Below are 22,437 nucleotides of genomic sequence, written 5' to 3'. Positions count from 1 at the left end.
TCTTAATATTCCGTGGGCAAGCGGTTGATGCTGACCAGCTTGCCCCGGCTCATATTGATATAGTTTCCCTGCCTCAGGGCGGCAAGCACCTCGGCAACAACGGAGCGTGAAATTCTTGTGCTCTGTTGAATATGATTCATCACACCGATTTTTGAACGCAGCGTTTCATCCCATTCCGCCATATTCAGCAGCATTGAGCGGATCTGGTGATAGGAGTTATTTCCCACCAGCTGCTTATCGCGTTTCTCAAGAATGTAAGTTATCCAGGATAACCAGCAGAAGGCCTCTTTCCAGAGTGAATACTGCTGGATAAGTTGACGGGTGGTTTCCGTGGGCAAATAAAAACCGGTACAGGCCGTTTTAGCAATTACCCTGTATTCGTGAGAGTGATTAATCACCACCGTAGACAGCCCGAATATAAAAGGGGCAGTCGCAATCCCCACCAGCAGTTCATCAGAAGTTCGATAAACCTCAATAACGCCGGTTTGTAATACGATCGTACAAGGCTCATTCCATTCGTCTGACGTAATTAATTGCTGGGGCGCACATGTAAAAGGAGTACTGGCCGCTGTTAAATACTGTTCGAGCCGGCGTAATTCAGAAAGCGGTTTCGCATTAACGTTCATGCAGACCTCAAGTCATCCGTATTTGTCGGTCCAATATTATTTTTATTACTTGTATAAAAAGCGGGGGAGATAACCACTCCCCCCGCTTTTATTCATTTCCAGGTATATTTCACGCCCAGATTTGCGCCCCAGTTCTGATCAACGTCGCCGCCGCCCAGATAAGTAGCATCGGTGTACGCACTGAAGTTCTTCGTGAAGCTGAACTGGGTGCCCAGCCCTACCCGCACAGCGGAGCCTTTCACGCCGTTATCAATGCTGTCACCGTTAATATCGGCATTGTTATCGGCGTCGTCATAGACGTAGGCCAGTTTGAAGTAAGGCGTCAGAGCCTGTTCGCCGCCGTAGTTGAAGGTATAACCCGTATCAACGCCGAGTTCATAACGCAGGCTATCGTAAGATTGTCCATCAGCGCGCATGTCATTACTCAGACGATAATCATCGCCAGACTGGAACAGGCCAGAGACGGCGGCATATGGCGTAAAGTAGCCAGAGAGGTTTGGCTTCCAGTCATAGCCCAGCTTCAGCCCAAAACCAACAGCATCATTCGTGGTATTGCCGTCAACGTACTGACCGTTGCTCATGTTGGCGGAGAGATCGCTGTTGAAGCGGGTGTAGCTCAGGGAGCTGTCGAGGAACAGATCGTTCATGAACTTCGCTGACGCATAGATCATCGCAGTCTGGCTATCCTGATCGACCTGACCGGTACGATCGCTGGTATCACCCTTCGCGAAACCTGCCGCACCACCGACGATCCACTTCGCGTTATTACCGTCAATCTGGGTGTCCACACCCACCATAATGCCGCTCACGTCCTGATCGTAGCTGATAACGCCATTGTCACCGTCGAAGTTGCCACCGAAGTAGCTCACCCACGCCCCGCCGTTATCCGCCAGGCCGTGACGGCTGTTGGTCAGACGCGTGCCAACGGTATCCTGCTGCAGATTCCAGATATTGGTATTGGCAGATGGGATGCTCAGCGCCATATTGGCAGAGTCGGTCAGCTCTTTCTGCTGAAGGACAACGGCGTCACCCTGCTGCTGCGCCTGATAGGTGTAAGCGCCTAAATCGGCTTTGTTTGCGGCAGTAAAGCTGGCTGTGGTATCCGCATTATTGTCATAGACGCGAATAATCTCTTTGTTTTTGTAATCAGCAACGGAACCGGCACCGGTCGCATCGTCGATGCGCACCTGGTAGTTACCTGCAACGTCACCGTTTACTGACAGATGGCCATTAGAGTTAATCGCCACAACACCGTAGTCGTAATCGGCATTGTACTTATCGTTAGTGATATAGCGTGTGTTGTTCAAATCGCTGTTCAGGACGTAATCTCGGCTGGCAACGTTAAGCACCCCGCCATCGGTCAGTTCCATATTGTGCGTATCAACCTGACCTAGCCCCAGCGCCAGCTCAGCACCGTTATCCACGGTGATGGTGTTGGCATACAGTTGGGCCGTTTCTTCCGTCAGTGCCGCACGGCTATAGCTGTCCAGATACAGACGGTCGGTCGCCACGGCACCGCTGTCTCCAATATTCATTGATGAAGCATTGGTCAGGGTGATGGAGTCCGCCAGCAGACCAGAGTCTTCGACGTTAACCTGAGACTGGTTTTTTACCGTCAGCGTGTCGATATTAGAAAGCTTGCGGGTATCCCACTCAGAGCCGTTATCCAGCGCGATATTAAACAGCCCGCTCTGATACACCGCTTCACCCGCAACGTGTCCGTTACTGTCATAAACGGAATCCGGCCAAATGCTGTTAGGGGATAAGCTACTCCAGTCTACGTTGCTGTAGCCCAGGCCATACATCTGCGCTGGGCCGATAGCCTCGACGCTGGACTGTGCTGCACCGACCCATTTGCTGCCGTTGGTCAGGGTGACATCCAGCTTATCGGTACCATCCCAGCCGTTAGTGGTTGGGTTATAGACACCGTCTGCAGTGGTATCCGTAGCCGGATCGCCGTTCGGATAGAAGTTGTTGTCGAAGGTGCTGGAGAACAGAATATCGCCAGTAACGGTGGAGTGATCGAACTTGGCAGTGGTCTGCATCGCGTTATCAGACGCGCTAGCGGCAACGATCAGCGCCGCATCATCCGCCGCCGTGGCATTCGTTTCACCATAGTCGCTCGGCTTCGCGGTTTGACCGTAGAACCCGTTGGTCCCCAGATCGCGGTACGCGCCTGAGGTCAGAACAGAGTCTTTCACCACCAGCGTGTCGGTAAATACTTTGCTGCTGTTGGCTACGCCTTCCACACCGTCGTAAGGGGTATTATCCGGCTCCTGATAACCCTGTGTCAGGGTAATACCGGCAATGTGGGAATTATTCTGGATAACAATATCGGACTCCACATCCAGGGTAATCGCATTACCCAGATTATACGTGTCCAGATTGTGTCTTTCCGTATTTTCCCCGTTCACGACGTCATACGCATAATGCTCATAGGTATCGTTAATGGTGGAATTATCTACGGTCAGGCTAAAACGATCGTATTGAGAATGGTTGGTGCCATCAGTATCCAGGCCGTCAGCACACGAGGAGGTCATACACCTAGAGGTAATCATGCCATTAATGGTGCTGTTGGAAATGCTTAACGCATTCGCCCGCCCATTGATGCCATCATCCAGATAGTATGTTGAAATAACACCATTCACGGTGCTTTTATTAATCACCGGATAAATATCGCCGTCGTGGGTCGCGTCTGAGTAATCCCAGTCGGCATAGCCATAATACCAGGGAGCGGAAGCGGTATTATCGTATCCGAATGTATTATATGTCGTACCGGAAATATTCTTCGCATTGGCCTGAGAAGCGATAGCCAGGGTGCAGGCTAATGCAAGTTGAGATACAACGAGTTTCTTTTTCCATGTTTGCATTGGGTCATCCCTCCTCAGGGACGTAAGCAAGTTTGTCCATCAATGATTTTGCAATGTTTAGTTTAATTGCGGAGGGAATTATGCATTTTCATTTCGAAAAGGTTCAATGAATGTTTCCATTAAGTCCGTATCCAGACTAATAACACATCAAAACCGAGAAAGCCTCTGTCACTACAGATAAATATTATAAAAACAAAGCATTAAAATAGAGACGAAACAATAATGTACATATAAAAATAAATAATGAATCATTTTCAATGATGTTTTCCATTTAATATAAAAACAATATGAATAACTCATCTCCATTTCGGCGTTATACTGTCCTGCATTATATATTGATGCCAAAAAACCAGTCTCATCGCATTTTACAAAATAAAATGCCCACTTTTACCAAAACACCTGTCTTCACTTTGAGGTACACTAGCCTTCTTTGTTCCACAAACATCAGGCATACCATGACCGATTTAATTGCACGTCCCCGCCGCCTGCGCAAGTCACCTGCACTGCGCGCTATGTTTGAAGAGACAACCCTGACCTTAAACGATCTGGTGTTGCCGATTTTTGTCGAAGAAGAGATCGATGACTACAAAGCCATCGAAGCCATGCCGGGCGTAATGCGCATTCCGGAGAAATATCTGGCACGTGAGATTGAACGCATCGCCAACGCGGGGATCCGCTCGGTGATGACCTTCGGCATCTCTCACCATACCGATGCCACCGGCAGCGACGCGTGGAAGGAAGATGGCCTCGTCGCCCGCATGTCTCGCATCTGCAAAGAGACCGTGCCGGAAATGGTGGTTATGTCAGACACCTGCTTCTGCGAATATACCTCTCACGGCCACTGCGGCGTGCTGTGCGATCACGGTGTCGATAACGATGCCACCCTGCTGAACCTCGGCAAACAGGCGGTCGTGGCTGCCGCTGCGGGTGCGGACTTCATCGCGCCCTCTGCCGCAATGGACGGACAGGTTCAGGCGATCCGTCAGGCGCTGGACGCGGCGGGCTTTACCGACACCGCCATCATGTCTTACTCCACCAAATTTGCCTCCTCCTTCTACGGCCCGTTCCGTGAAGCTGCGGGCACGGCGCTGAAGGGAGATCGTAAAACCTATCAGATGAACCCGCTTAACCGTCGGGAAGCGATTCGCGAATCCCTGCTTGATGAAGCCCAGGGCGCAGACTGCCTGATGGTGAAACCTGCGGGCGCGTACCTTGATATCCTGCGCGACATCCGCGAGCGCACCGAGTTGCCGCTGGGCGCTTACCAGGTCAGCGGCGAGTACGCGATGATCAAATTCGCCGCGCTGGCCGGTGCGATTGACGAAGAGAAAGTGGTCCTCGAAAGCCTCGGCGCCATCAAACGCGCAGGCGCGGATCTGATCTTCAGCTACTTCGCGCTGGATCTGGCCGAGAAGAAAATTCTGCGTTAATCCGCTTTAGCGCCGGGTGGCGGCTTCGCCTTACCCGGCCTGCTCTCTGCGCTAATCTTCACCAAACTGCAATACAACCGACATCTGCGCCTTCTACTGTCTTCGCAAGACGGCAGGAGGAGTAACCATGTTTAGCCTCGATAGCGTTCTCGACGATCTTTGGCCTCAGGCGAGGCCCACCCCCTGGCAAAAAAGTCTGTTAAAAAGACTGTTTTACGAAGACGAATTTCAGCAATTTGCCGCAGCACACCGCCACCTGAAAGGACTGGATATGGTGGAGCAAGTTCTGGAACACCTTGATATTCTCTGCACCGTTTCCGCCCGCGATCTTGAACAAATCCCCGAACATGGCCCTCTGGTCATTATTGCCAACCACCCGACGGGTACGCTGGACGGTCTGGCGCTGATGTACGCCGTTTCTCGCGTGCGACGCGATGTTAAAGTCGTGACCAACCGGATGCTGACCCACCTTGAGCCCCTCAGCTCGCTGTTTATTCCGGTGGATAATATGGGCGGCAGGACAGCGAAATCGTCCCTGGTGCAGATGGAACAGCATCTGCAAAACGCGGGCGTGCTGATCTTCTTCCCGGCCGGAGAAGTTTCCCGCCCCACGCGCAAAGGCATTCGCGACAAAAAGTGGCACTCTGGCTTTATCAAACTCGCCAGCAAGCTGCGCGCCCCGCTGCTGCCGGTGCATATTCAGGCGCATAACAGCCTGCTCTTCTATGCCAGCACGCTGGTCTCCCCGACGCTGTCAATGCTGTTACTCATGCAGCAGATGTTCCGCCGCCGCCACAGCCAGCTGCCGATTAAGATCGGCCAGCAGATTGCCTGGCATCACTGGCACAGCGCCACCCTTTCGTCGCGTGAGATGGCCGAACAGTGCCGTCAGCACGTGATGCGTCTTGGCAAGGGATTGCCTGGCGTCTTTAAAACCCAGTGCGCCATTGCCCGCCCGGAAGACCGCGCCACCCTGAAACGCGCGCTGGCGCAGGCCGAATGTCTGGGCAATACCAGCGACGGTAAAACCATCTATCTTTGGCAGCGCAACGGGCAGGAAGACGCCCCGCTGCTGCGCGAGCTGGGCCGCCTGCGCGAGATTGCCTTTCGCGCGGTCGAGGAAGGGAGCGGCAAACGTCGGGACACCGACAGCTACGACGATGATTATCTGCACCTGATCCTGTGGGATGAGGACGATCTGGAGATCGTCGGGGCGTATCGCTTTATGCCGACGGCCATGCAGATCGAAAAGCGCGGCGTTGAGGGGTTGTACAGCTATAGCCTGTTCCACTACGACGACAAAATGCAGGACGTGCTGGAGCACGGCATTGAGCTGGGGCGCAGCTTTATTCAGCCGCGCTACTGGGGACGCCGCGGCCTGGACTATTTATGGTCCGGCATTGGAGCCTACCTGGCGCGTTATCCGAACTACCGCTACCTGTTTGGCCCGGTCTCGATTTCCGGTGGCTTACCGCCTGCCGCACGGGATCTGCTGGTGGCCTTTTACCGCCTGTGGTTCCCGGCAACGCATCCGCTGGCCGCGTCACGTCAGCCGTATCCCGCATCGCTGCCGGACGTGCTCGCGCAGTTTGGCGGCGTGGATTACGTGGATGACCTGACAAAGCTGAAATCCCTGCTCGGCAATCTGGGCTGCGGCATTCCGCCGCTCTACAAGCAGTATTCCGAGCTGTGTGAACCCGGCGGCGTGCAGTTTATTGATTTTGGCAGCGACCCGGCGTTTAACGACTGCGTCGACGGACTGGTGCTGGTGGATTTGTGTTACCTGAAGGCGAACCGCTATCAGCGGTATATTGAGGCGCATTTAATACCCTCACCCCAGCCCTCTCCCTAAAAGGGAGAGGGTGAAAACCGCACCGGGCAGTCCCCTCGCCCCTTTGGGGAGAGGGTTAGGGTGAGGGGATCAAGGCGCACGATAAAACGGCTTATCCCCCAAAATCGTCGCCCGCTGCATAATCCGGCGCTGCGGCAGATAGTCCGCATTGGCATAGTGCTGCGTTACGCGGTTATCCCAGATCGCCAGGTCGTTCTCCTGCCAGCGCCAGCGGACCTGAAACTCCGGCCTGGTGATATGCGCGAACAGGAATCCCAGCAGCGCCTCACTCTCTTTCTCGGACACGTCCACGATGCGCGTCGTGAACCCTTCATTCACGAACAGCGCCTGCTTGCCCGTGACAGGATGGGTCCGCACCACCGGGTGCAGCAGCGGAGGATGCTTCGCAACCGCCTCCTGCCAGCGCTGATGTTCCTCTTCCGTTTTACGGTACTTGTACTCCTGGAACGATTTTTTGAAGTCGTGCTCCGCCCGCAACCCGCTCAGCAGCGTCCGGAACGGCGCAGAGAGCGCCTCATACGCCGCAATCCCGCTGGTCCACAGCGTATCGCCGCCGGTTTCCGGCAGCAGCTTCGCCGCCAGAATCGCCCCGGCGGGCGGCGTCTCGATAAAGGTCACGTCGGTGTGCCAGTTGTCGTTGTCCGGCGGGTTATCGTTGTGGGTGTCCAGAACGATAATCTCCTCCACGCCTTCCGCATGCGGATAGACGGGGTGGATATGCAGATCGCCAAAGCGCAGGGCCAGCGCGCGCTGCTGCTGCGGGGTGATCGCCTGTTCGCGCAGGAAAACGACCTGATGACGCAGCACCGCGTGGTACAGCTGCTCGAACTGGTTATCGCTCAGCGGACGGGTCACATCCAGGCCCGACACCTGCGCGCCAATGTACGGCCCCAGCGGGGTAATGGTCAGACGTTCACTCATTGTATTTCTCCATGCCAGGGCGTCAGGCGGCGCTGTAACGCGCGCAGCCCCAGTTCTAATCCGAAGGCGATCGCGGCGATCGCCGCGATCCCTGCCAGCACCACGTCAGTCGCCAGGAACTCTCCCGCCGACTGCACCATAAACCCAAGGCCGCGCGTGGCCGCAATCAGCTCTGCCGCCACCAGCGTGGACCAGCCCACGCCGAGGCCGATGCGCAGCCCGGTTAAAATTTCCGGCAGCGCGCCCGGTAAAATCACGAACAGCAGCACCTGCGTGCGGCTGGCTCCCAGCGACTGCGCCGCGCGGATCCGCACCTGCTGGGCGCTCTTCACGCCTTCCAGCGTTGACATTGCAACCGGCGCAAAGATCGCCAGATAGATGAGTAAAACTTTGGGCGTTTCACCTATGCCGAACCAGATAACCACCAGCGGCAGCCAGGCCAGCGGCGGCACCGGACGGTAAAGCTCAATCAGCGGATCGAGAATACCGCGCACCGTCGGGCTTAAGCCCATCGCGATCCCGACCGGTATCCCGATAATTACCGCTGCCAGCAGCGCCACCAGAATACGCGCCAGACTGGCTCCAAGATATGCTGCCAGAGCGTGGCATCCATAAAGCCCTGCGGCCCGGCGATGGTAATGAGTTTGGCCAGCACCTGGCCCGGCGGCGGCAGAAACAGCGGGCTGACCCACTGCTGGGCAGCAACCGCCCACCACACCGCCAGCAGCACCAGCAGAGTACCGACGCTCAACGTGATTTGGCGCGAGAAAGGCCAGCGCAGCGCCTGACGCGTGCGGCGCGTTTTTTCACTGAAGACGATACTCATGAGAAAGCCTCCCGTTGTTCAAACACGCGGCTTAAGACGTATTCACGCTGTTCGATAAACAGCGGATCGGATTTGATGCTGCGCACGGGTTCTCCCGCGACGAAGCGGCGGGCGAAATCCAGCGGCAAACGCTCCAGCACGCGGCCCGGCCCCGGCGAGAGCAGCACCAGCTCCGTCGCCATAAACACCGCCTCTTCGATATCGTGGGTAATCAACAGCACCTGCTTGCCTGTATCGTGCCACAGGCGCAGCAGCAGGGTTTGCATCTGCTCGCGGGTGAAGGCGTCGAGCGCTCCGAACGGCTCGTCCAGCAGCAACAGCTGCGGATTCGCGGCCAGCGCGCGGGCAATACCCACGCGCTGCCGCTGGCCGCCGGAAAGCTGCCAGATAAAGCGTTTTTCCGCCCCTTCCAGCCCCACTTTTTTCAGCATCGTCCGTGCCGTTTCCAGCCGCTGTTCGCGATTGACGCCCGCAAGCTGTAGCCCAAACGCCACGTTTTCCTGCACGTTGCGCCAGGGAAGCAATCCTTCGTTCTGGAAGACCACGCCGCGCTCGGCGCCCGGGCCTTCCACCTTTTTGCCTTCCAGTTGGATGCAGCCATGCTGATAAGGGACAAACCCGGCGATCAGATTCAGCAGCGTGGTTTTTCCGCACCCGGACGGGCCCAGCACCACCAGCAGCTCACCGCTGTCCAGCGTCAGGTTGATATCTTCCAGCGCGGGTTTCCCGCCGTAATCGGCGTACAGGTTCGTAATATTCAGCATGGCGGACTCCTTATTTCACAAAACGATCGGTCACGTACTGGCTGTAATCCGCCGCCACCGCAGGCACTTTGCCCTGCTCTTTCAGGAAGGTGGCGGTATCCACAATCGCTTTGCTCACCGGCCCGTTCAGCTGCTGCACCTGCTGCGCGGGGGTCAGATAGGTATTGCCTTTCACCAGCCCCGGCACGTCCGCTTCCGGCACGCCGCTCAGGCGGGAAAGTTTTTCCAGGTTGGCGGGCTGCTTCAGCCATTCATCCGGGTTAGAGATGTACGGCTGCTGGGCATCAATCGCGCTTTTGGCGAAGGCTTTCACCACCTCAGGATGTTTCTCGGCGAAGTCTTTGCGCACGACCCACACGTCGAGGGTTGGCGCGCCCCACTGGCCCACTTTTTCTGAGTCGGTCAGCACGGTGCCGTCTTTTTCGAGTTCGTTCACTGCCGGTGCCCAGACGTAAGCCCCGTCAATATCCCCGCGCTGCCAGGCCGCGATAATCGCCGGCGGCTGCAGGTTGATGATTTGTACCTGACCCGGCTTGATGCCCCAGTGTTTGAGCGCCGCCAGCAGGCTGTAGTGGGTTGTGGAGATAAACGGCACGGCGATGCGTTTGCCGATCAGATCTTCCGGTTTAGTGATGTTTTTCTTCACTACCAGCGCTTCTGAGTTACCGAGCTGCGAGGCGAGCAGGAAAACCTCGATCGGCACCTGCTGGCTGGCCGCCACCGCCAGCGGGCTGGATCCGATATTGCCGATCTGCACGTCGCCGGAGGCTAACGCACGCACCACGGATGCGCCGCTGTCGAACTTGCGCCAGTCGACTTTCGCGCCGCTCTCTTTCGCAAAGGTGTTGTCCGACTGCGCGACTTTCGCCGGTTCCGCAGAGGTTTGATACGCGACGGTGACGTCCACCGCCTGCGCCTGAAATGCCCACAGCGCCAGTGCGCCGAGAAGTGTGATTCGCGATGAAATTGCCATAGTGCCTGCTCCCCTTGTTGTTATGAGGGCAGTATTTCCGGCGCGGGAATTTTGATAAAGGAATAAAAATGAATCGCTCATAACGATTCGTTTTTAGATAAAAAGCGGGAAAGGATAGCGAATTTTGTGCGGTTCGTTTTTTCCCTCTCCCCGTGGGCGGGGGGTTACCCAGTAATTTTTTCACCTGAAGTGATGCATGTGGTTTCAGGAAAGTGAATGGCTTACAGCGATGCCCTGGTCCGGCTGTAAATCGCCGAAGCGTTTCCGTAAGGCCGGGGCGAGGCGCAGGGATGCGCCGAGAGGGCGTGGCCTGCATGAATGCAGGCTCATGCCCGACCCGATAGCCTGAAGGAATAAGCTGAGGGCACCGCGAAGCGGCGATTTACCGCCGGGAGCCCGGGTCGCCAGGGTGGTGGCGACTGAGCCACCCTGGCACGTTCACAGGCAATGTCGTTACAAAGTAGCAAGGAACATGAAGTGAACGGAATGACCACCACAGCCGTATGTTCCCCCTCTCCCTCTCCCTTGAGGGAGAGGGAGCCGTCCGTGGAGGTATTATTATGTGGGGGTCCCTCAGCCCCGTGGGAGAGGGTCAGGGTGAGGGCATCAGGCGCACGAAACCTTAGATGTAGGCCGGGTAAGGCGTAGCCGCCACCCGGCAAAGCACTCAGCGCTGCGCGTTCAGCTCAGCAATATCTTTCGGCGTGGTGCGACAGCATCCACCGATTAATTTGGCCCCAGCCTCCAGCCACTGCGGTAGATACCCCGCCAGCGTCTCGCACGCTTCGCCGTGGTGGTGCCAGGTTTTGGTGACCGCATCATAATGCTCGCCCGAGTTCGGATAGACCACCAGCGGCAGCGACGTCAGGCTTTGCAGATGCTTCAGCGCCGCCGTAGTGTTTTCCAGTGCGATGCAGTTAATGCCCAGCGCGACAATCTGCGGAGAGTTTGCCAGCGCGCTGACCACCTCACGCAGCGGCGTACCGTCGCTCAGGTGTTCACTGTCCCGCAGGGTAAAGGAGAACCACGCCCGGGCGCGGGGGTACTCGGCCAGAAGCGCCGCCAGCGCCTTAATCTCGGTAAACGAGGGAAGCGTTTCGCAGGCCAGCAGGTCAGCGCCCGCATCCAGCAGCGCTTCCACGCGCGGGCGATGGAAGGCCGTAAACTCCCCGGCGCTACGCACGTAGTCGCCGCGATACTCTGAGCCATCCGCCAGATAGGCGCCGTACGGCCCAACGGAGCCCGCCACCAGCAGCGTGCCCGCGTGCGGATTTTCAGCCAGATACGCTTCGCGCGCCTTGCGCGCCAGCTCCACGCTTTTACCGATTAGCGCGCGGGACTGCGCTTCGTCCAGGCCGCGCGCCGCAAACCCCGCAGGCGTGGCCTGATAGCTGGCGGTGATCGCCACCTGCGCGCCCGCGCGGTAGTAATCGAGATGCACTTCGCGAATGAGTTCCGGGTTTTCCACCAGCACTTTGGCTGACCAGAGGCTGTCTGCCAGGTTACAGCCGCGCGCTTCCAGCTCCGTCGCCATCGCGCCATCCAGCACCACAAACGGCTGTTTTTCAAGGATGGCGGTAAGCGGGTTATTCTGCGACATGTTCAGGCTCCTGCGATGTCATATTTCGGGTCAGGTAGTACGCACCATAACACAGGGCGACAAACGGAAGCCCGCAATAAAGGGCAATGCGCTGGCTCGGGTCAAACCACAGGCCGACACAGGCCACCACGCAGAGGATAAAACCAAGCACCGGCACCAGCGGATACCACGGCGCACGATACTGCAGCGCAGAGAGCGGCTGACCGGACTGCAGATGACGGCGGCGGAAAACGAAGTGCGACGCGCAGATGCTGATCCACACCGCCACCACCGCAAAGCCAGAAATCGCCGAGAGCGCGACAAACACCGTGTCCGGGGCCACGACGCTGGAGAACAGCGCCAGCACGCCGCCGAGCATAGAGACCGAGAGCGCCGTCAGCGGCACGCCGTTTTTGTTCACGCGGGCAAAGCAGCGCGGCAGCGTTTTCTCATTCGACAGCGACCACAGCATGCGCCCGGAAGCGTACAGGCCCGAGTTCGCCGCCGAGAGGATCGCCGTCAGGATCACAAAGTTAAAAATATCCGCCGCGTAAGGAATACCGACCTTTTCAAACACCAGCACGAACGGGCTCTTTTCCACGCCCGCCTGCTGCATCGGGATCAGCGCCGCCAGCACAAACACGGTGCCGATAAAGAAGATAATCAGGCGCGCAATGGTGGTGCGGATCGCAACCGGAATCACCTTGTGCGGATTTTCCGTTTCCCCCGCCGCGATGCCGATGAGCTCGGTACCGGAGAAGGCAAAGTTCACCGCCACCATGGTCATCAGGATCGGCAGGCCGCCATGCGGGAACCAGCCCTCGGCGGTGATGTTGCTTAAGCCCGGCGCGGGTGAACCGTCCTGCATAGGGATAAAGCCAAAGACCGCCGCGCCGCCAAGAATAATAAAGGCGATAATGGTGATGACTTTGACCAGAGAGAACCAGAATTCGCCTTCCGCAAAGAAGCGCGTAGAGATGACGTTCAGGCCAAAAATCACCACGCAGAAGACCACGCACCAGGCCCAGACGGGCACCTGCGGGAACCAGTACTGCATGCAGAACCCGGCGGCGGTAAAGCTGGAGCCGAGCGCCACCGTCCAGGTGAGCCAGTAGAGCCACGCCACGGTGTAGCCCGTCGCCGGGCCAAGATAGCGGGCGGCATAGACGTGGAACGCGCCGGTTTCCGGCATCGCCACGGAAAGCTCGCCCAGACACTGCATCACCAGCCAGACCACCAGCGCGCCTATCAGGTACGCCAGCAGCGTGCCCGCCGCCCCGGTGGTTGAAATGATGTATCCGGTATTGAAGAATAACCCTGTCCCAATCACGCCACCCAGCGAGAGCATAATCAGGTGGCGTGTTTTCATGGTGCGTTTAAGCTGCCCATTTTCTTGTTGTGTTTGCATATTACCTTCTATACGTATGGACATCTAAACATCCAAAGAAGGTGTGTTATACCGCGATTGTTAATAAAAAGCTAGATGACCAGACGCAAACGGGCACGCCTCGCGCTGAGTCTGGGGTGGGTCGTGAGGATCACATAGAGAATCGGACGCCAGGCCATAAGCACCTCCGCAAGCAGATACTTACAGCATGGTGCGGGAAAAGGCGATCTTCGGTCAGTCGAAAGTGGTATCCGCGAAGAGCGGATTCATACCGCAACACTGCCCGCAGGACGGTTAAGGCGCAGTCGCTACCCGGCGCAAGGTTGGTAATTCTCACAATCAGTTCTATAGTCGACACAGTTTCTTAGTAACCAGGACTGACTGATGCGCTTTAACGGACTGACCAAAGGTTTCTTTATCTTTATTCTTGCCCTTGTGACCTGGGCCTTCTTCGACGTGCTGTCGCCCTACTTCTCCGCGATACTCTGGGCCGCCATTCTGACCGTCATCTTCAACCCGGTAAAAAACAGGCTGCGCACCGCGCTGGGGGATCGCAACGGGCTTGCCTCGCTGTTGACCCTCGGTATTATCTGCCTGATCGTCTTTATACCGCTGATGGTGATCCTCTCCTCGCTCGCCATTGAGCTGAACGTGGTTTATACGAAGCTTCAGGAGAACAACACCCAGTTCCCGGAAGTGGTGGCAAGCATCTTCAACCATCTGCCTGACTGGGCCAGCGGCTTCCTGGCGGATCACAACCTGACCAACGCCGCGCAGATCCAGAAAAAACTCTCCGATGTCGCCCTGCAGGGCGGGCAATATCTTGCCGGCAGCGCGTTCCTGATTGGCAAGGGGACGTTTGGCTTTGCGATTAGCTTCGGCATCATGCTTTATCTGCTGTTCTTCCTGCTGAAAGACGGCCCGTATCTGGTACGCCAGATCCTCGACTCCCTGCCGCTGTCTGATTTCGCCAAGCAACACCTGTTCGCCAAATTCGTCGGCGTGTCGCGTGCCACGGTAAAAGGTACGGCGGCGGTGGCGGTGGTTCAGGGCATCCTCGGTGGGATTGCGTTTGCGATTGCCGGTATTGACGGCAGCGTGCTCTGGGGCGCGCTGATGGCCTTCCTCTCGCTGGTGCCCGCCATCGGCTCGGCGATTGTCTGGGTTCCCGCCGCCATCTTCCTGTTCGCCACCCATCAGCTTTGGCAAGGGCTGTTTATTGTCGGCTTTTTCGTGATTATCGTCGGGTTGGTGGACAATATTCTGCGCCCGCTGCTGGTGGGGAAAGACACCAAAATGCCGGACTACCTGATTCTGATCTCCACCCTCGGCGGCATGGAGCTGTACGGCATTAACGGCTTTGTGATTGGGCCGCTCATTGCCGCGCTGTTTATCGCCTGCTGGAACCTCTTCTCAGGGCGCGATCACGAAGGTAACGCCGAAGAGCTGGACCCCGACTTCATCGAAGAAGGAAAAAATCCTCCAGAATTGTGAGGATGTGACGATATAGACCACACCAGGCGGCGCTGTGCCGCCTTTTTTTTCGCCTTAAATCAGACGATTTCTATAATTTGAAGAACGCCATCCTACTCATGTCGTAAAAGGATCATCAGGTGCGAATCGCGACGATAACAAACTGGGCCTATGGGGCCACGGTCTGCCTGACCATCGCCTCCGGCATTATCATGCTGATGGCGTCCAGTGCTGATACCCTCGAGCGTCAGGCCGTTGAACAACGCCAGCGTTTTGATGAGCTTACGGAAGATATCGAAACCGATGTCTGGGCACAGTCCGATTTAGCGCGCCTCTACGTCATCAAAAAAGATCCGCAAACGCTAAAGGAATATGGCCAGTCAGAAAACAACCTGAAGAGCGTTGAACTCGGGATTGAAAAGCTGCGGGACAACGGCGCATCGGATGATGAGCTGTCCCTGCTGCGCGAAGGCATAAAAATAATCGATGAACTGCAGGACGAACAGCAGACGGCACTAACGAGCGCGGCGCAGGGAGAAGACGCGCAGGCCGTTGCGCTGCTCTACGGTGCGCCCTATGAGCAGGAGCTGGAGCGCGCGCAGAACCAGATCGATCACTTCCGCCAGATACTCGACAAACGCGTCATCGCCTCCGTTCAGGACGCGACAAAAAAATCGAAAGCGCTGCGTACCGCGTCTGAGCTGATGGTCGGCCTGACCGCCCTGCTGTTCTTGTTTGTTCTCGGCTTTATATTGAAGCGCCGCGTGCTGCGTCCCGTGGTGCGCCTGAGCGACGTGGTGCACCGCCTGGCGTCCCAGGATTACGCGGTTGAAACGCCCAATTTCAACCAGATTGATGAGATTGGCGATATGGCCCAGGCCATCCGCATCTTCCGCGAAAACGGCCTGGCGCGACAGCGTCTGGAAAGAGAACGCGATGCCGACTGGGCCATCCGCGAGCTGCTGGCGCGCATGACCCAGCGGCTGCAGGGGTGTGAGAACTTTAACGATGTGATTAACGTGGCGGAGCTGTTTGCGCCTAATATCGCACCGGGGATCGCGGGCCGACTTTACGTCCTTGACCGGGAGCCGTGGCAGATGCGCTGCGTCGCGCAATGGCTTTCACCGGTTGGGGAAGAGACGAGCTTCCACCCTGACGAGTGCTGGGCCGTGCGTCGCGGGCAGAGCCACCCGCCGGTAAACGGTGAGCCGGATATCGCCTGCTATCATCTTCCGGCCCCCCAGGCGGATAGTTCGCTGTGCGTGCCGCTTATCGCCCAGGGCGAGGCCATTGGCCTGCTCTCCTTCCAGAATATTACGGCGGATAACGCCCCTTCCCGCGCCTATCTGGAACTTATGGCCGAAGCGCTCGGTCTGGCGCTGGCCAACCAGCGTCTGCGCGACGCGTTGCTGGAAAAAGCCTTGTTCGACCCGCTCACCGGCCTGCGTAATCGTCATCATCTGGAAGATACCCTGCAAACCCAAACGGCACAGGCGTTGCGCACCGGCGAGCCGTTAAGCTGCATGATGATCGACATCGATCACTTCAAGAGCATCAACGACCGCTTCGGCCATGAAGCGGGCGATCAGGTGATTAAAAGCGTGGCGTCAATTGTCCAGCGGGCTGCCCATGACAACGGACTCGCATTCCGCTACGGGGGCGAGGAGTTTCTGGTGCTGCTTCCCGGTGCCGATGAACCAGAGGCGCACGCCTGCGCGCAGAAGATTTACACCGGCGTACATGAGCTGTCGATTCGCTACGGGCTGACCGAGATTGGGCCGGTGGACGTGTCGATTGGCATTGCCAGCTACCCGCAACATGCCCAGACTGACAACCTGCTGCGCGCCGCGGATGTGGCCTTGTACCGGGCGAAAGAGCTGGGCCGCGCGCGGATTGTGAGCTTTGGGATGCTGGAGGCGGGCTGACGCTTATTCTCGCGCCCTGACTTTCCCCGGTTCAGGCGCGCGTGATAGCCCAGAGCACCACAATCCCCAGGGCATTGCTCCGCTTTTCCACATACAGGATGGTATCGGAATAAACGTTACCCTGCGGGTTACAGATGCGGATCTCCTTCTTTAATTCCGGCTCGTAGACTTCCGCACCCGAGCAGCTGTGGCGGGTACTGGACTCATACCGGTAAGGTTTGCTCCAGGCCGAATAGTCCCCCTCCAGCAGCCAGGCCGCTGTAAAGACCACGAACATGGCACCCGGCAGGCTGCAAATAATGAAGCCGAGGTAGATTTTCACCGCGTCAGCAAGGCGCTTACCTTTCAGTCTCCCCTTTCTGATGAAATAGACCATCGGCACCAGCGCCAGCAGCAACGCCCCACAGACAAGGTACTGCTCCCCGCGGATCGAAAGGTATGTCACGCGGTAAATGTTGACTGACCAGACCACAAAACCCGATATCAGTGCTATCCCGCCCGCGATAAGAGGGATCCAAAAGGAAAAATGCGCTTTTTTCATGGGGGACTCGTCCTTCTCATTCTTGCCGGGTCAGAAGGTCAATCATTGCCCGGGTGGCTGCCGACTGACGTCGGTGCGGTGCGAACAGCACGGAGAAAGGTCGCGACCGTCCCCGGAGTTGTGGCAACACCTCAACTAACTGGCCACGCTGTATTCTGTCCTGGACGATAAATTCATAGCTCTGGCAGATCCCCATCCCCTGCTCCGCGAGCGAAACCACGCCGAGTACATCGTCTGATATTTCGATGGTTGACCCCGGCAACCAGTCAATATCGCGCCCTTCATCCCGAAATACCCAGGGGGCAATGCGACCGGTACGCGGCATGATAAACGGCAGGCACTGATGGCGCTGCAACTCCTCCAGCGTCTGAGGTTTCCCTCTTCGATGCAGGTAGTCCGGGGAGGCGACCAGAAGCAATGCCGCGTCTTCCAGCTTTCGCCCCACAAGCCCGCTGTCAGGCAACTGTCCCAGACGGATCGTCAGATCGAACCCCTCCGCGATCAGGTCAACGTTGCGATTGGTGATGTTCAATTCAACCTGAACGCGCGGGTAGTGTTGGGTAAAGCGTGCCAGCAGCGGCGGCAGGCGGTAGTGGGCATAGGTCGTCGGGACACTCATTTTCACGCGACCGGTCAGATCCCCCTCCTGACCGCGTCCATCGCGTTCGGCGTCATCAAGCAGAGAAAACGCGGAGCGCGCCTGCTCAAGATAGACGCGCCCTGCTTCAGTCGGCCCCACCCGGCGGGTCGTGCGCTGTAACAGCTGCCTTCCAAGACGCGCTTCCAGGCGGGTGACCGCGCGACTCAGTACCGAAGGAGTGGTTGAAAGGGCAACCGCTGCGGCAGTAAAAGAGCCATGTTCAACAACAGCAATGAAGACTTCAACGTCTCCGAGGTAATCGAATTTTCGGCTCATTTTGCTCTCTCAGGAACAAATCTTTTTCAATTTGGCTAATTTATCTCCCGTTGGGCGATGAGTAAAGTGGCCTACATTCATCACCTGAACGTGCCACTGGAGACTTTCAATGTTCAACCGCCCCCTTATTCTGCCCGCCATCGCATTGGCGGCATTGTTTACTTTCCCGAGTGTAGTCAACGCGGCGAATAACCCGCCTCTGGAGCGCTGGCGAAGCTACGCCGGCGTGAGCTGGGATTCCGCTCAAGACGGAAAGATACCGGCGACGTTTTCCGGTTCGGTCAATGCCCCTATTGCGGGTATCCACTTTGATGCAATGGACCGGGCCTTTGTCAGCACGCCCCGGCTGGTTTCAGCTGCGGCTCCCGCGACATTAAGCATTCTTGATACCACTGCGCAGTCTGGCCCTGCCCGCCTGACGGCGTTTCCCTCCCGCGAGGGGAATGCGGTAAACACCGATCCTGCTAAGAGCCTGCGCAACGTGCTCGGTTTTTATGTTGACCGTAAAAACGGCTGGCTATGGGCGCTGGACATGGGGTTTGTTGCAGGCGAAACAGAATCCCCCGTGGGGGCGCAGAAACTGCTTGTACTGGATCTCCACTCTGGCCGCACCATCAAACGTATCGCCCTGGATGGCGTAGCGGACCGCAAGGCCAGCTTCCTTAATGATGTGGTGGTCGATGAGAACCGCCGTGTCGCCTATATCTCCGACAGCGGCTCGCGGAGTGCGCCGGAAAACCGTGTGGGCGTGATTGTCGTGGACTTCGCCACCGGTAGGGCACGACGCGTACTCGATCGTCACCCTGCGCTGCAGATTGAACCTGGCGTTAACGTTGTCTCGCACGGGGCTGAAGTATGGCCGGGTAAACCATTGCTGATTGGCATCAATGGCATTGCACTTTCTCCCGATGCGAACACGCTGTACTGGACAGTGACAACCGGCACGCGTGCGTATGCGGTACCGACCGCAATACTCAGACAGCCAGCTTCAACCGATGTGCAAATCGCCGAACAGATCCGCGATCTGGGCAGAGTGGGAGGCAACACCGACGGTATGGTGACAGATGAAAAAGGTAACCTCTACATTACCGATGTCACACGCAATGGTATCGTCAGATACGACCCTAAGACCCTTTCCATGCCGCTGATTGCGGCAAGCGAAGAGGTGCGCTGGCCAGACACGCCGGCAATCCGTCCGAACGGAGACCTTGTATTTACCTCGAGTCGCCTCAGTGACCACTTCGCGGGAGCCGTTAAACCGGGAGAGGAACGCTATGATTTGTGGCGCTTGCGTCTCGATGCTTTACAAAAATAAGGGCAAATAAACCAGGAGCCCAGCATATGGGGCTCCTGATTTTACACGATCTTATTTCCTTAAAGGCTGAACGTGGTGTCTTCCCCCTGCTCAGGAAGAAGCGGTTAACATTGCGCTCCTGGATATTCCGTGAGCCGCATTTTACTTCACGCTTCACCGAAGTAACGCACGTTTGCACAACGTAGACTGGGCCTTCGTTAATCAGAGGATGATAAAATGAAAACCCAGCAGGTCGATTTTGCTTCTTTATATTTTGGTACACCGGTCGCCATTATCTCCAGCCAAAATCCTGACGGTTCAACCAACCTGAGCCCGGTCTCCTCGTGGTGGATCCTTGACCGGAATATCGTATTCGGGCTTGGCGCCTCCGGAAAGTGTTATGAAAATATCACGGGCAACCCCGATATTGTTCTGAACATTCCGGACAGCAGGCTCTGGCCGAATATTGAAGCTATCGCAAATAAAACGGGAAAAGCATCCCCACCGGAATGGAAGAAAAAGATGGGATATGTTTTTGAACCGGATAAGTTTAGCTGCGGAAATTTCCATAAAGAAAAGGCAGTAACGATTAACTCATTGAGAATTAAAGAGTGTCCTGTACAAATAGAGGCTCGGGTTTGCGGTATAGCGCCCCTGACAGGTTCACAGGGGAACCTGGTGTCCGTTGATGCCGCGATAACCTGCGTCCACGTTTCTGAGGCATTATTAATTCGTACTCAGAGAGGGGTGAAATTTAACGTGGAGAAATGGAGTCCCCTCTATTACCTGTTTCGCCACTATTTCACGCTGGGTAATCGACTCGGTCAAAATTTCCGACACGATGAGTAACCCGGTCTTTTTGACTGCGGAAAGGTTTAAACTTTTCGTGATATTCTTTCTTTACGCCCCTTAGTTCTTATACTCGATCCATATTCGCCACTGTATTAACACCTGTCACGCGCAATACGTTGCGCATGACAGGTGAAGATATTTTGTTCCGGAAAAACGTCTATGTCGAAACTGGATTTGAGGTCCAAAAAAACCTGGGGGGCGCTGGCAGCTATCGCCGTTGTCGCCAGTACGCTGGCTTCTGCTTTTGCATGGACGGCGGGCTGGTTTGGGTCACGCACGGTCAGCCAGGCACTGGTGGGTGAAACACCGAAACCCTTCCCGCCAGGTTTTCGTCGCGCGCATGGAAAAGGCATCTGCTTTACCGGCACCTTTACGCCAAACGGCTCGGCGGATTCTCTTTCAACCTCCCGCCTCTTCTCACAGCAGGAAGTGCCCGTGGTGGGCCGATTCTCTATTGGTACCGGCGATCCGCATGCCCCGGATAGTACGACCAAAACCCTGAGTATGGCGCTGCTGCTGAAGACAGATGACAAGCAACAATGGCGAATGGCGATGAACAACGAGCCTTTCTTCGCCACCCACAGCCCGGAAGGTTTTCTGGCCTTGCGAAAAGCCACGGCTGTTGATGCGGCCACCGGAAAACCGGACCCGCAGCGTCTCAAAGACTTTTTAAAAGCGTACCCGGAGGCGGAGAAATACCTTAAATGGGCGACACAAAAACCCGCGCCCGGCAGCTTCGCGGGCGCGACGTTTTACAGCATTAACGCCTTTTACCTTGTGAACGCGCAGGGGGATCGTCAAGCCGTTCGCTGGATGATGCGTCCGCACGAGCCTTTCCTTTCGATGAGCGCTGAACAACGACAGAAAGCCGATGACAACTTCCTGTTTGAAAACCTGCGTCAGCGTCTGGCGCAGAAGCCACTCTACTGGGATTACGTTTTGCAGCTCGCACAGCCGGGCGATCCGGTGGATGATCCTTCCCAGCCATGGCCGGAGGATCGCAAGCAGGTGGTGGCCGGCACGCTGGAAGTGACGCGGGTCGAAGCACAATCCACAGGCGCGTGCCGCGACGTTAACTTTGATCCTTCTGTCGTTCCTGCAGGCGTTGCGGTGTCTGATGATCCCATCTTAAACGCCCGCTCCGCAGCCTACTCCCACTCTTTCAGTCGCCGCGAGCGGGAAATCGGCTACGGCAAGGCCACTGAAGCCGTGCAAAAGCAGGAGGTAAAATGAGCCCGAATAAAAATATACGAGAGCACGCGCCGCAGCATTTCAATATCCTGGCGCGAAGCCTGCACTGGCTGATGGCGGGGATGATCCTGGCGATGCTTTTCATCGGTGCCGCGATGATGACGTCGTTACATCACCGGATTTGGTTAATCGACCTGCACCGGCCGCTGGGTATCGCCATTTTACTGCTGGCAGTGGTGCGTCTGGTCAACCGGCTCCTTAGCCGGACGCCTCCACTACCTCCCGATTTGCCCGTCTGGCAGGTGCTTGCCGCAAAGGCATCACATTGGATGTTGTATGGGTTAATGCTGGCAATGCCACTGCTGGGCTGGGCGCAACTGTCGGCAGCGGGCCTGCCGATTGTGATGTTTGATGGCGTCAACCTGCCGGCGATTGTCCCGACCAGCCCAGCGCTGTATGCCTGGTGTCACGACGCCCATAGCCTTCTGGCAAAGTTGCTTTTTGCTGTGGTGCTGGTCCATCTCTCTGCCGCACTCGTTCATGCGTGGATCTACCGGGACGAAGTGTTTTCCAGCATGGCGAGAGGGGGTAAGTCGGCGTCAACCATCCAGGATGACCTGAAGTAAGTAAAGCGATGCGGGACAAGCACAATCGGAATGTTCGAGTCCTCACATATCATCGTCATCCTGAAGCTACAGACACAACCGGGACGCGTATTTAGTCTCCAGATTCGCGCCCCAAAAAGCCACGGACATCCAAAAATTGTCGTGGAAGTTAATATCAATCAATTAAAGCGATTATTTTTTAAACAGAAGAGCATTTGTGCCCATAATTTTAGCTTTTATCAAAAAGTTAAGCGTCGCTCGAGTATCAAACTCTCTGTCATCCGCAACGCCTAACTCATTGATTAAAATGAGTTTACCTCAACAAAAACGATAAAACCCCTTACTCCCCAACAAAATATATCAACTCGTGTGATATCTAAATTATAATTCTTATACTTATGTTAAAAAGGTG

General features: G+C 56.4%; 17 protein-coding genes and 1 pseudogene. 8 read left to right on the top strand and 10 right to left on the bottom strand.

Translation table 11 applies throughout. From position 1 onward, the window contains the following. Positions 1-2: 2 nt before the first annotated feature. Both SPG90_RS00360 and SPG90_RS00355 read right to left on the bottom strand, forming a co-directional pair. Complete coding sequence (locus tag SPG90_RS00360; RefSeq protein WP_023310523.1) at positions 3-626, bottom strand: helix-turn-helix domain-containing protein; 624 nt, start codon at positions 624-626, stop codon at positions 3-5. 92 nt (positions 627-718) lie between these two features. After that, positions 719-3,496 carry an autotransporter outer membrane beta-barrel domain-containing protein gene (locus SPG90_RS00355; protein WP_322407819.1) on the bottom strand — a complete coding sequence of 926 codons (2,778 nt, stop codon included), beginning with the start codon at positions 3,494-3,496 and terminating at the stop codon, positions 719-721. 455 nt (positions 3,497-3,951) lie between these two features. On the opposite strand from SPG90_RS00355, the gene hemB reads away from it, so the two are divergent. Continuing rightward, positions 3,952-4,926, top strand: coding sequence for a porphobilinogen synthase (gene hemB / locus SPG90_RS00350; RefSeq protein WP_028017695.1), 975 nt, complete (start codon positions 3,952-3,954; stop codon positions 4,924-4,926). 127 nt (positions 4,927-5,053) lie between these two features. Next, positions 5,054-6,778: a lysophospholipid acyltransferase family protein gene (locus SPG90_RS00345; protein WP_045400597.1), complete on the top strand. Its 1,725-nt coding sequence runs from the start codon at positions 5,054-5,056 to the stop codon at positions 6,776-6,778. 69 nt (positions 6,779-6,847) lie between these two features. Here SPG90_RS00345 and tauD read toward each other — a convergent pair whose 3' ends face one another. The 6 genes and pseudogenes from tauD to mmuP all read right to left on the bottom strand — a co-directional run bounded on the left by tauD (position 6,848) and on the right by mmuP (position 13,249). Next, positions 6,848-7,699 carry a taurine dioxygenase gene (gene tauD / locus SPG90_RS00340; protein WP_001547743.1) on the bottom strand — a complete coding sequence of 284 codons (852 nt, stop codon included), beginning with the start codon at positions 7,697-7,699 and terminating at the stop codon, positions 6,848-6,850. Beyond that, positions 7,696-8,525 (bottom strand): annotated as a pseudogene (tauC, locus tag SPG90_RS00335) (taurine ABC transporter permease TauC). The gene tauD and the pseudogene tauC overlap by 4 nt, the downstream one beginning before the upstream one ends. Next, positions 8,522-9,289, bottom strand: a complete 768-nt coding sequence (gene tauB / locus SPG90_RS00330; RefSeq protein WP_126302966.1) for a taurine ABC transporter ATP-binding subunit — start codon at positions 9,287-9,289, stop codon at positions 8,522-8,524. The pseudogene tauC and the gene tauB overlap by 4 nt, the downstream one beginning before the upstream one ends. Before the next feature lie 10 nt (positions 9,290-9,299). Continuing rightward, positions 9,300-10,262 carry a taurine ABC transporter substrate-binding protein gene (gene tauA / locus SPG90_RS00325; RefSeq protein ID WP_126302967.1) on the bottom strand — a complete coding sequence of 321 codons (963 nt, stop codon included), beginning with the start codon at positions 10,260-10,262 and terminating at the stop codon, positions 9,300-9,302. Between the two features lie 667 nt (positions 10,263-10,929). Next, positions 10,930-11,862, bottom strand: a complete 933-nt coding sequence (mmuM, locus tag SPG90_RS00320; RefSeq protein WP_045356365.1) for a homocysteine S-methyltransferase — start codon at positions 11,860-11,862, stop codon at positions 10,930-10,932. Next, positions 11,849-13,249, bottom strand: coding sequence for an S-methylmethionine permease (gene mmuP, locus SPG90_RS00315; protein WP_001194698.1), 1,401 nt, complete (start codon positions 13,247-13,249; stop codon positions 11,849-11,851). Before mmuP ends, mmuM begins: the two co-directional genes overlap by 14 nt. 363 nt (positions 13,250-13,612) lie before the next feature. Here mmuP and SPG90_RS00310 point away from each other — a divergent pair, with 363 nt between their 5' ends. Both SPG90_RS00310 and SPG90_RS00305 read left to right on the top strand, forming a co-directional pair. Further along, on the top strand, positions 13,613-14,722 hold the full coding sequence (locus SPG90_RS00310) for an AI-2E family transporter (protein WP_047174784.1): 1,110 nt from the start codon (positions 13,613-13,615) through the stop codon (positions 14,720-14,722). A gap of 119 nt (positions 14,723-14,841) precedes the next feature. Continuing rightward, on the top strand, positions 14,842-16,626 hold the full coding sequence (locus tag SPG90_RS00305; RefSeq protein ID WP_047174785.1) for a sensor domain-containing diguanylate cyclase: 1,785 nt from the start codon (positions 14,842-14,844) through the stop codon (positions 16,624-16,626). Positions 16,627-16,657: 31 nt separating this feature from the next. Here SPG90_RS00305 and SPG90_RS00300 read toward each other — a convergent pair whose 3' ends face one another. Both SPG90_RS00300 and SPG90_RS00295 read right to left on the bottom strand, forming a co-directional pair. Then, positions 16,658-17,167, bottom strand: a complete 510-nt coding sequence (locus SPG90_RS00300; RefSeq protein WP_322407818.1) for a hypothetical protein — start codon at positions 17,165-17,167, stop codon at positions 16,658-16,660. Positions 17,168-17,183: 16 nt separating this feature from the next. Further along, positions 17,184-18,083, bottom strand: coding sequence for a LysR family transcriptional regulator (locus SPG90_RS00295; protein WP_174259806.1), 900 nt, complete (start codon positions 18,081-18,083; stop codon positions 17,184-17,186). 109 nt (positions 18,084-18,192) lie between these two features. On the opposite strand from SPG90_RS00295, the gene SPG90_RS00290 reads away from it, so the two are divergent. The 4 genes from SPG90_RS00290 to SPG90_RS00275 all read left to right on the top strand — a co-directional run bounded on the left by SPG90_RS00290 (position 18,193) and on the right by SPG90_RS00275 (position 22,046). Continuing rightward, entirely contained in the window at positions 18,193-19,398 is a 1,206-nt protein-coding gene (locus SPG90_RS00290; protein WP_163353490.1) for an L-dopachrome tautomerase-related protein, read from the top strand. 216 nt (positions 19,399-19,614) lie between these two features. Next, complete coding sequence (locus SPG90_RS00285; RefSeq protein ID WP_322407817.1) at positions 19,615-20,226, top strand: flavin reductase family protein; 612 nt, start codon at positions 19,615-19,617, stop codon at positions 20,224-20,226. A 162-nt stretch (positions 20,227-20,388) separates the two neighbouring features. After that, positions 20,389-21,462: a catalase family peroxidase gene (locus tag SPG90_RS00280; protein ID WP_322407815.1), complete on the top strand. Its 1,074-nt coding sequence runs from the start codon at positions 20,389-20,391 to the stop codon at positions 21,460-21,462. After that, entirely contained in the window at positions 21,459-22,046 is a 588-nt protein-coding gene (locus SPG90_RS00275) for a cytochrome b (RefSeq protein WP_045400572.1), read from the top strand. The genes SPG90_RS00280 and SPG90_RS00275 overlap by 4 nt, the downstream gene beginning before the upstream one ends. Positions 22,047-22,437 lie beyond the last annotated feature (391 nt).

This window comes from Enterobacter sp. D2 (genome assembly GCF_034427575.1).
Lineage (GTDB): Bacteria > Pseudomonadota > Gammaproteobacteria > Enterobacterales > Enterobacteriaceae > Enterobacter > Enterobacter cloacae_M.
Note: the sequence above shows the minus strand (reverse complement) of the source record. Positions and strands in the feature narration are given on the sequence as shown.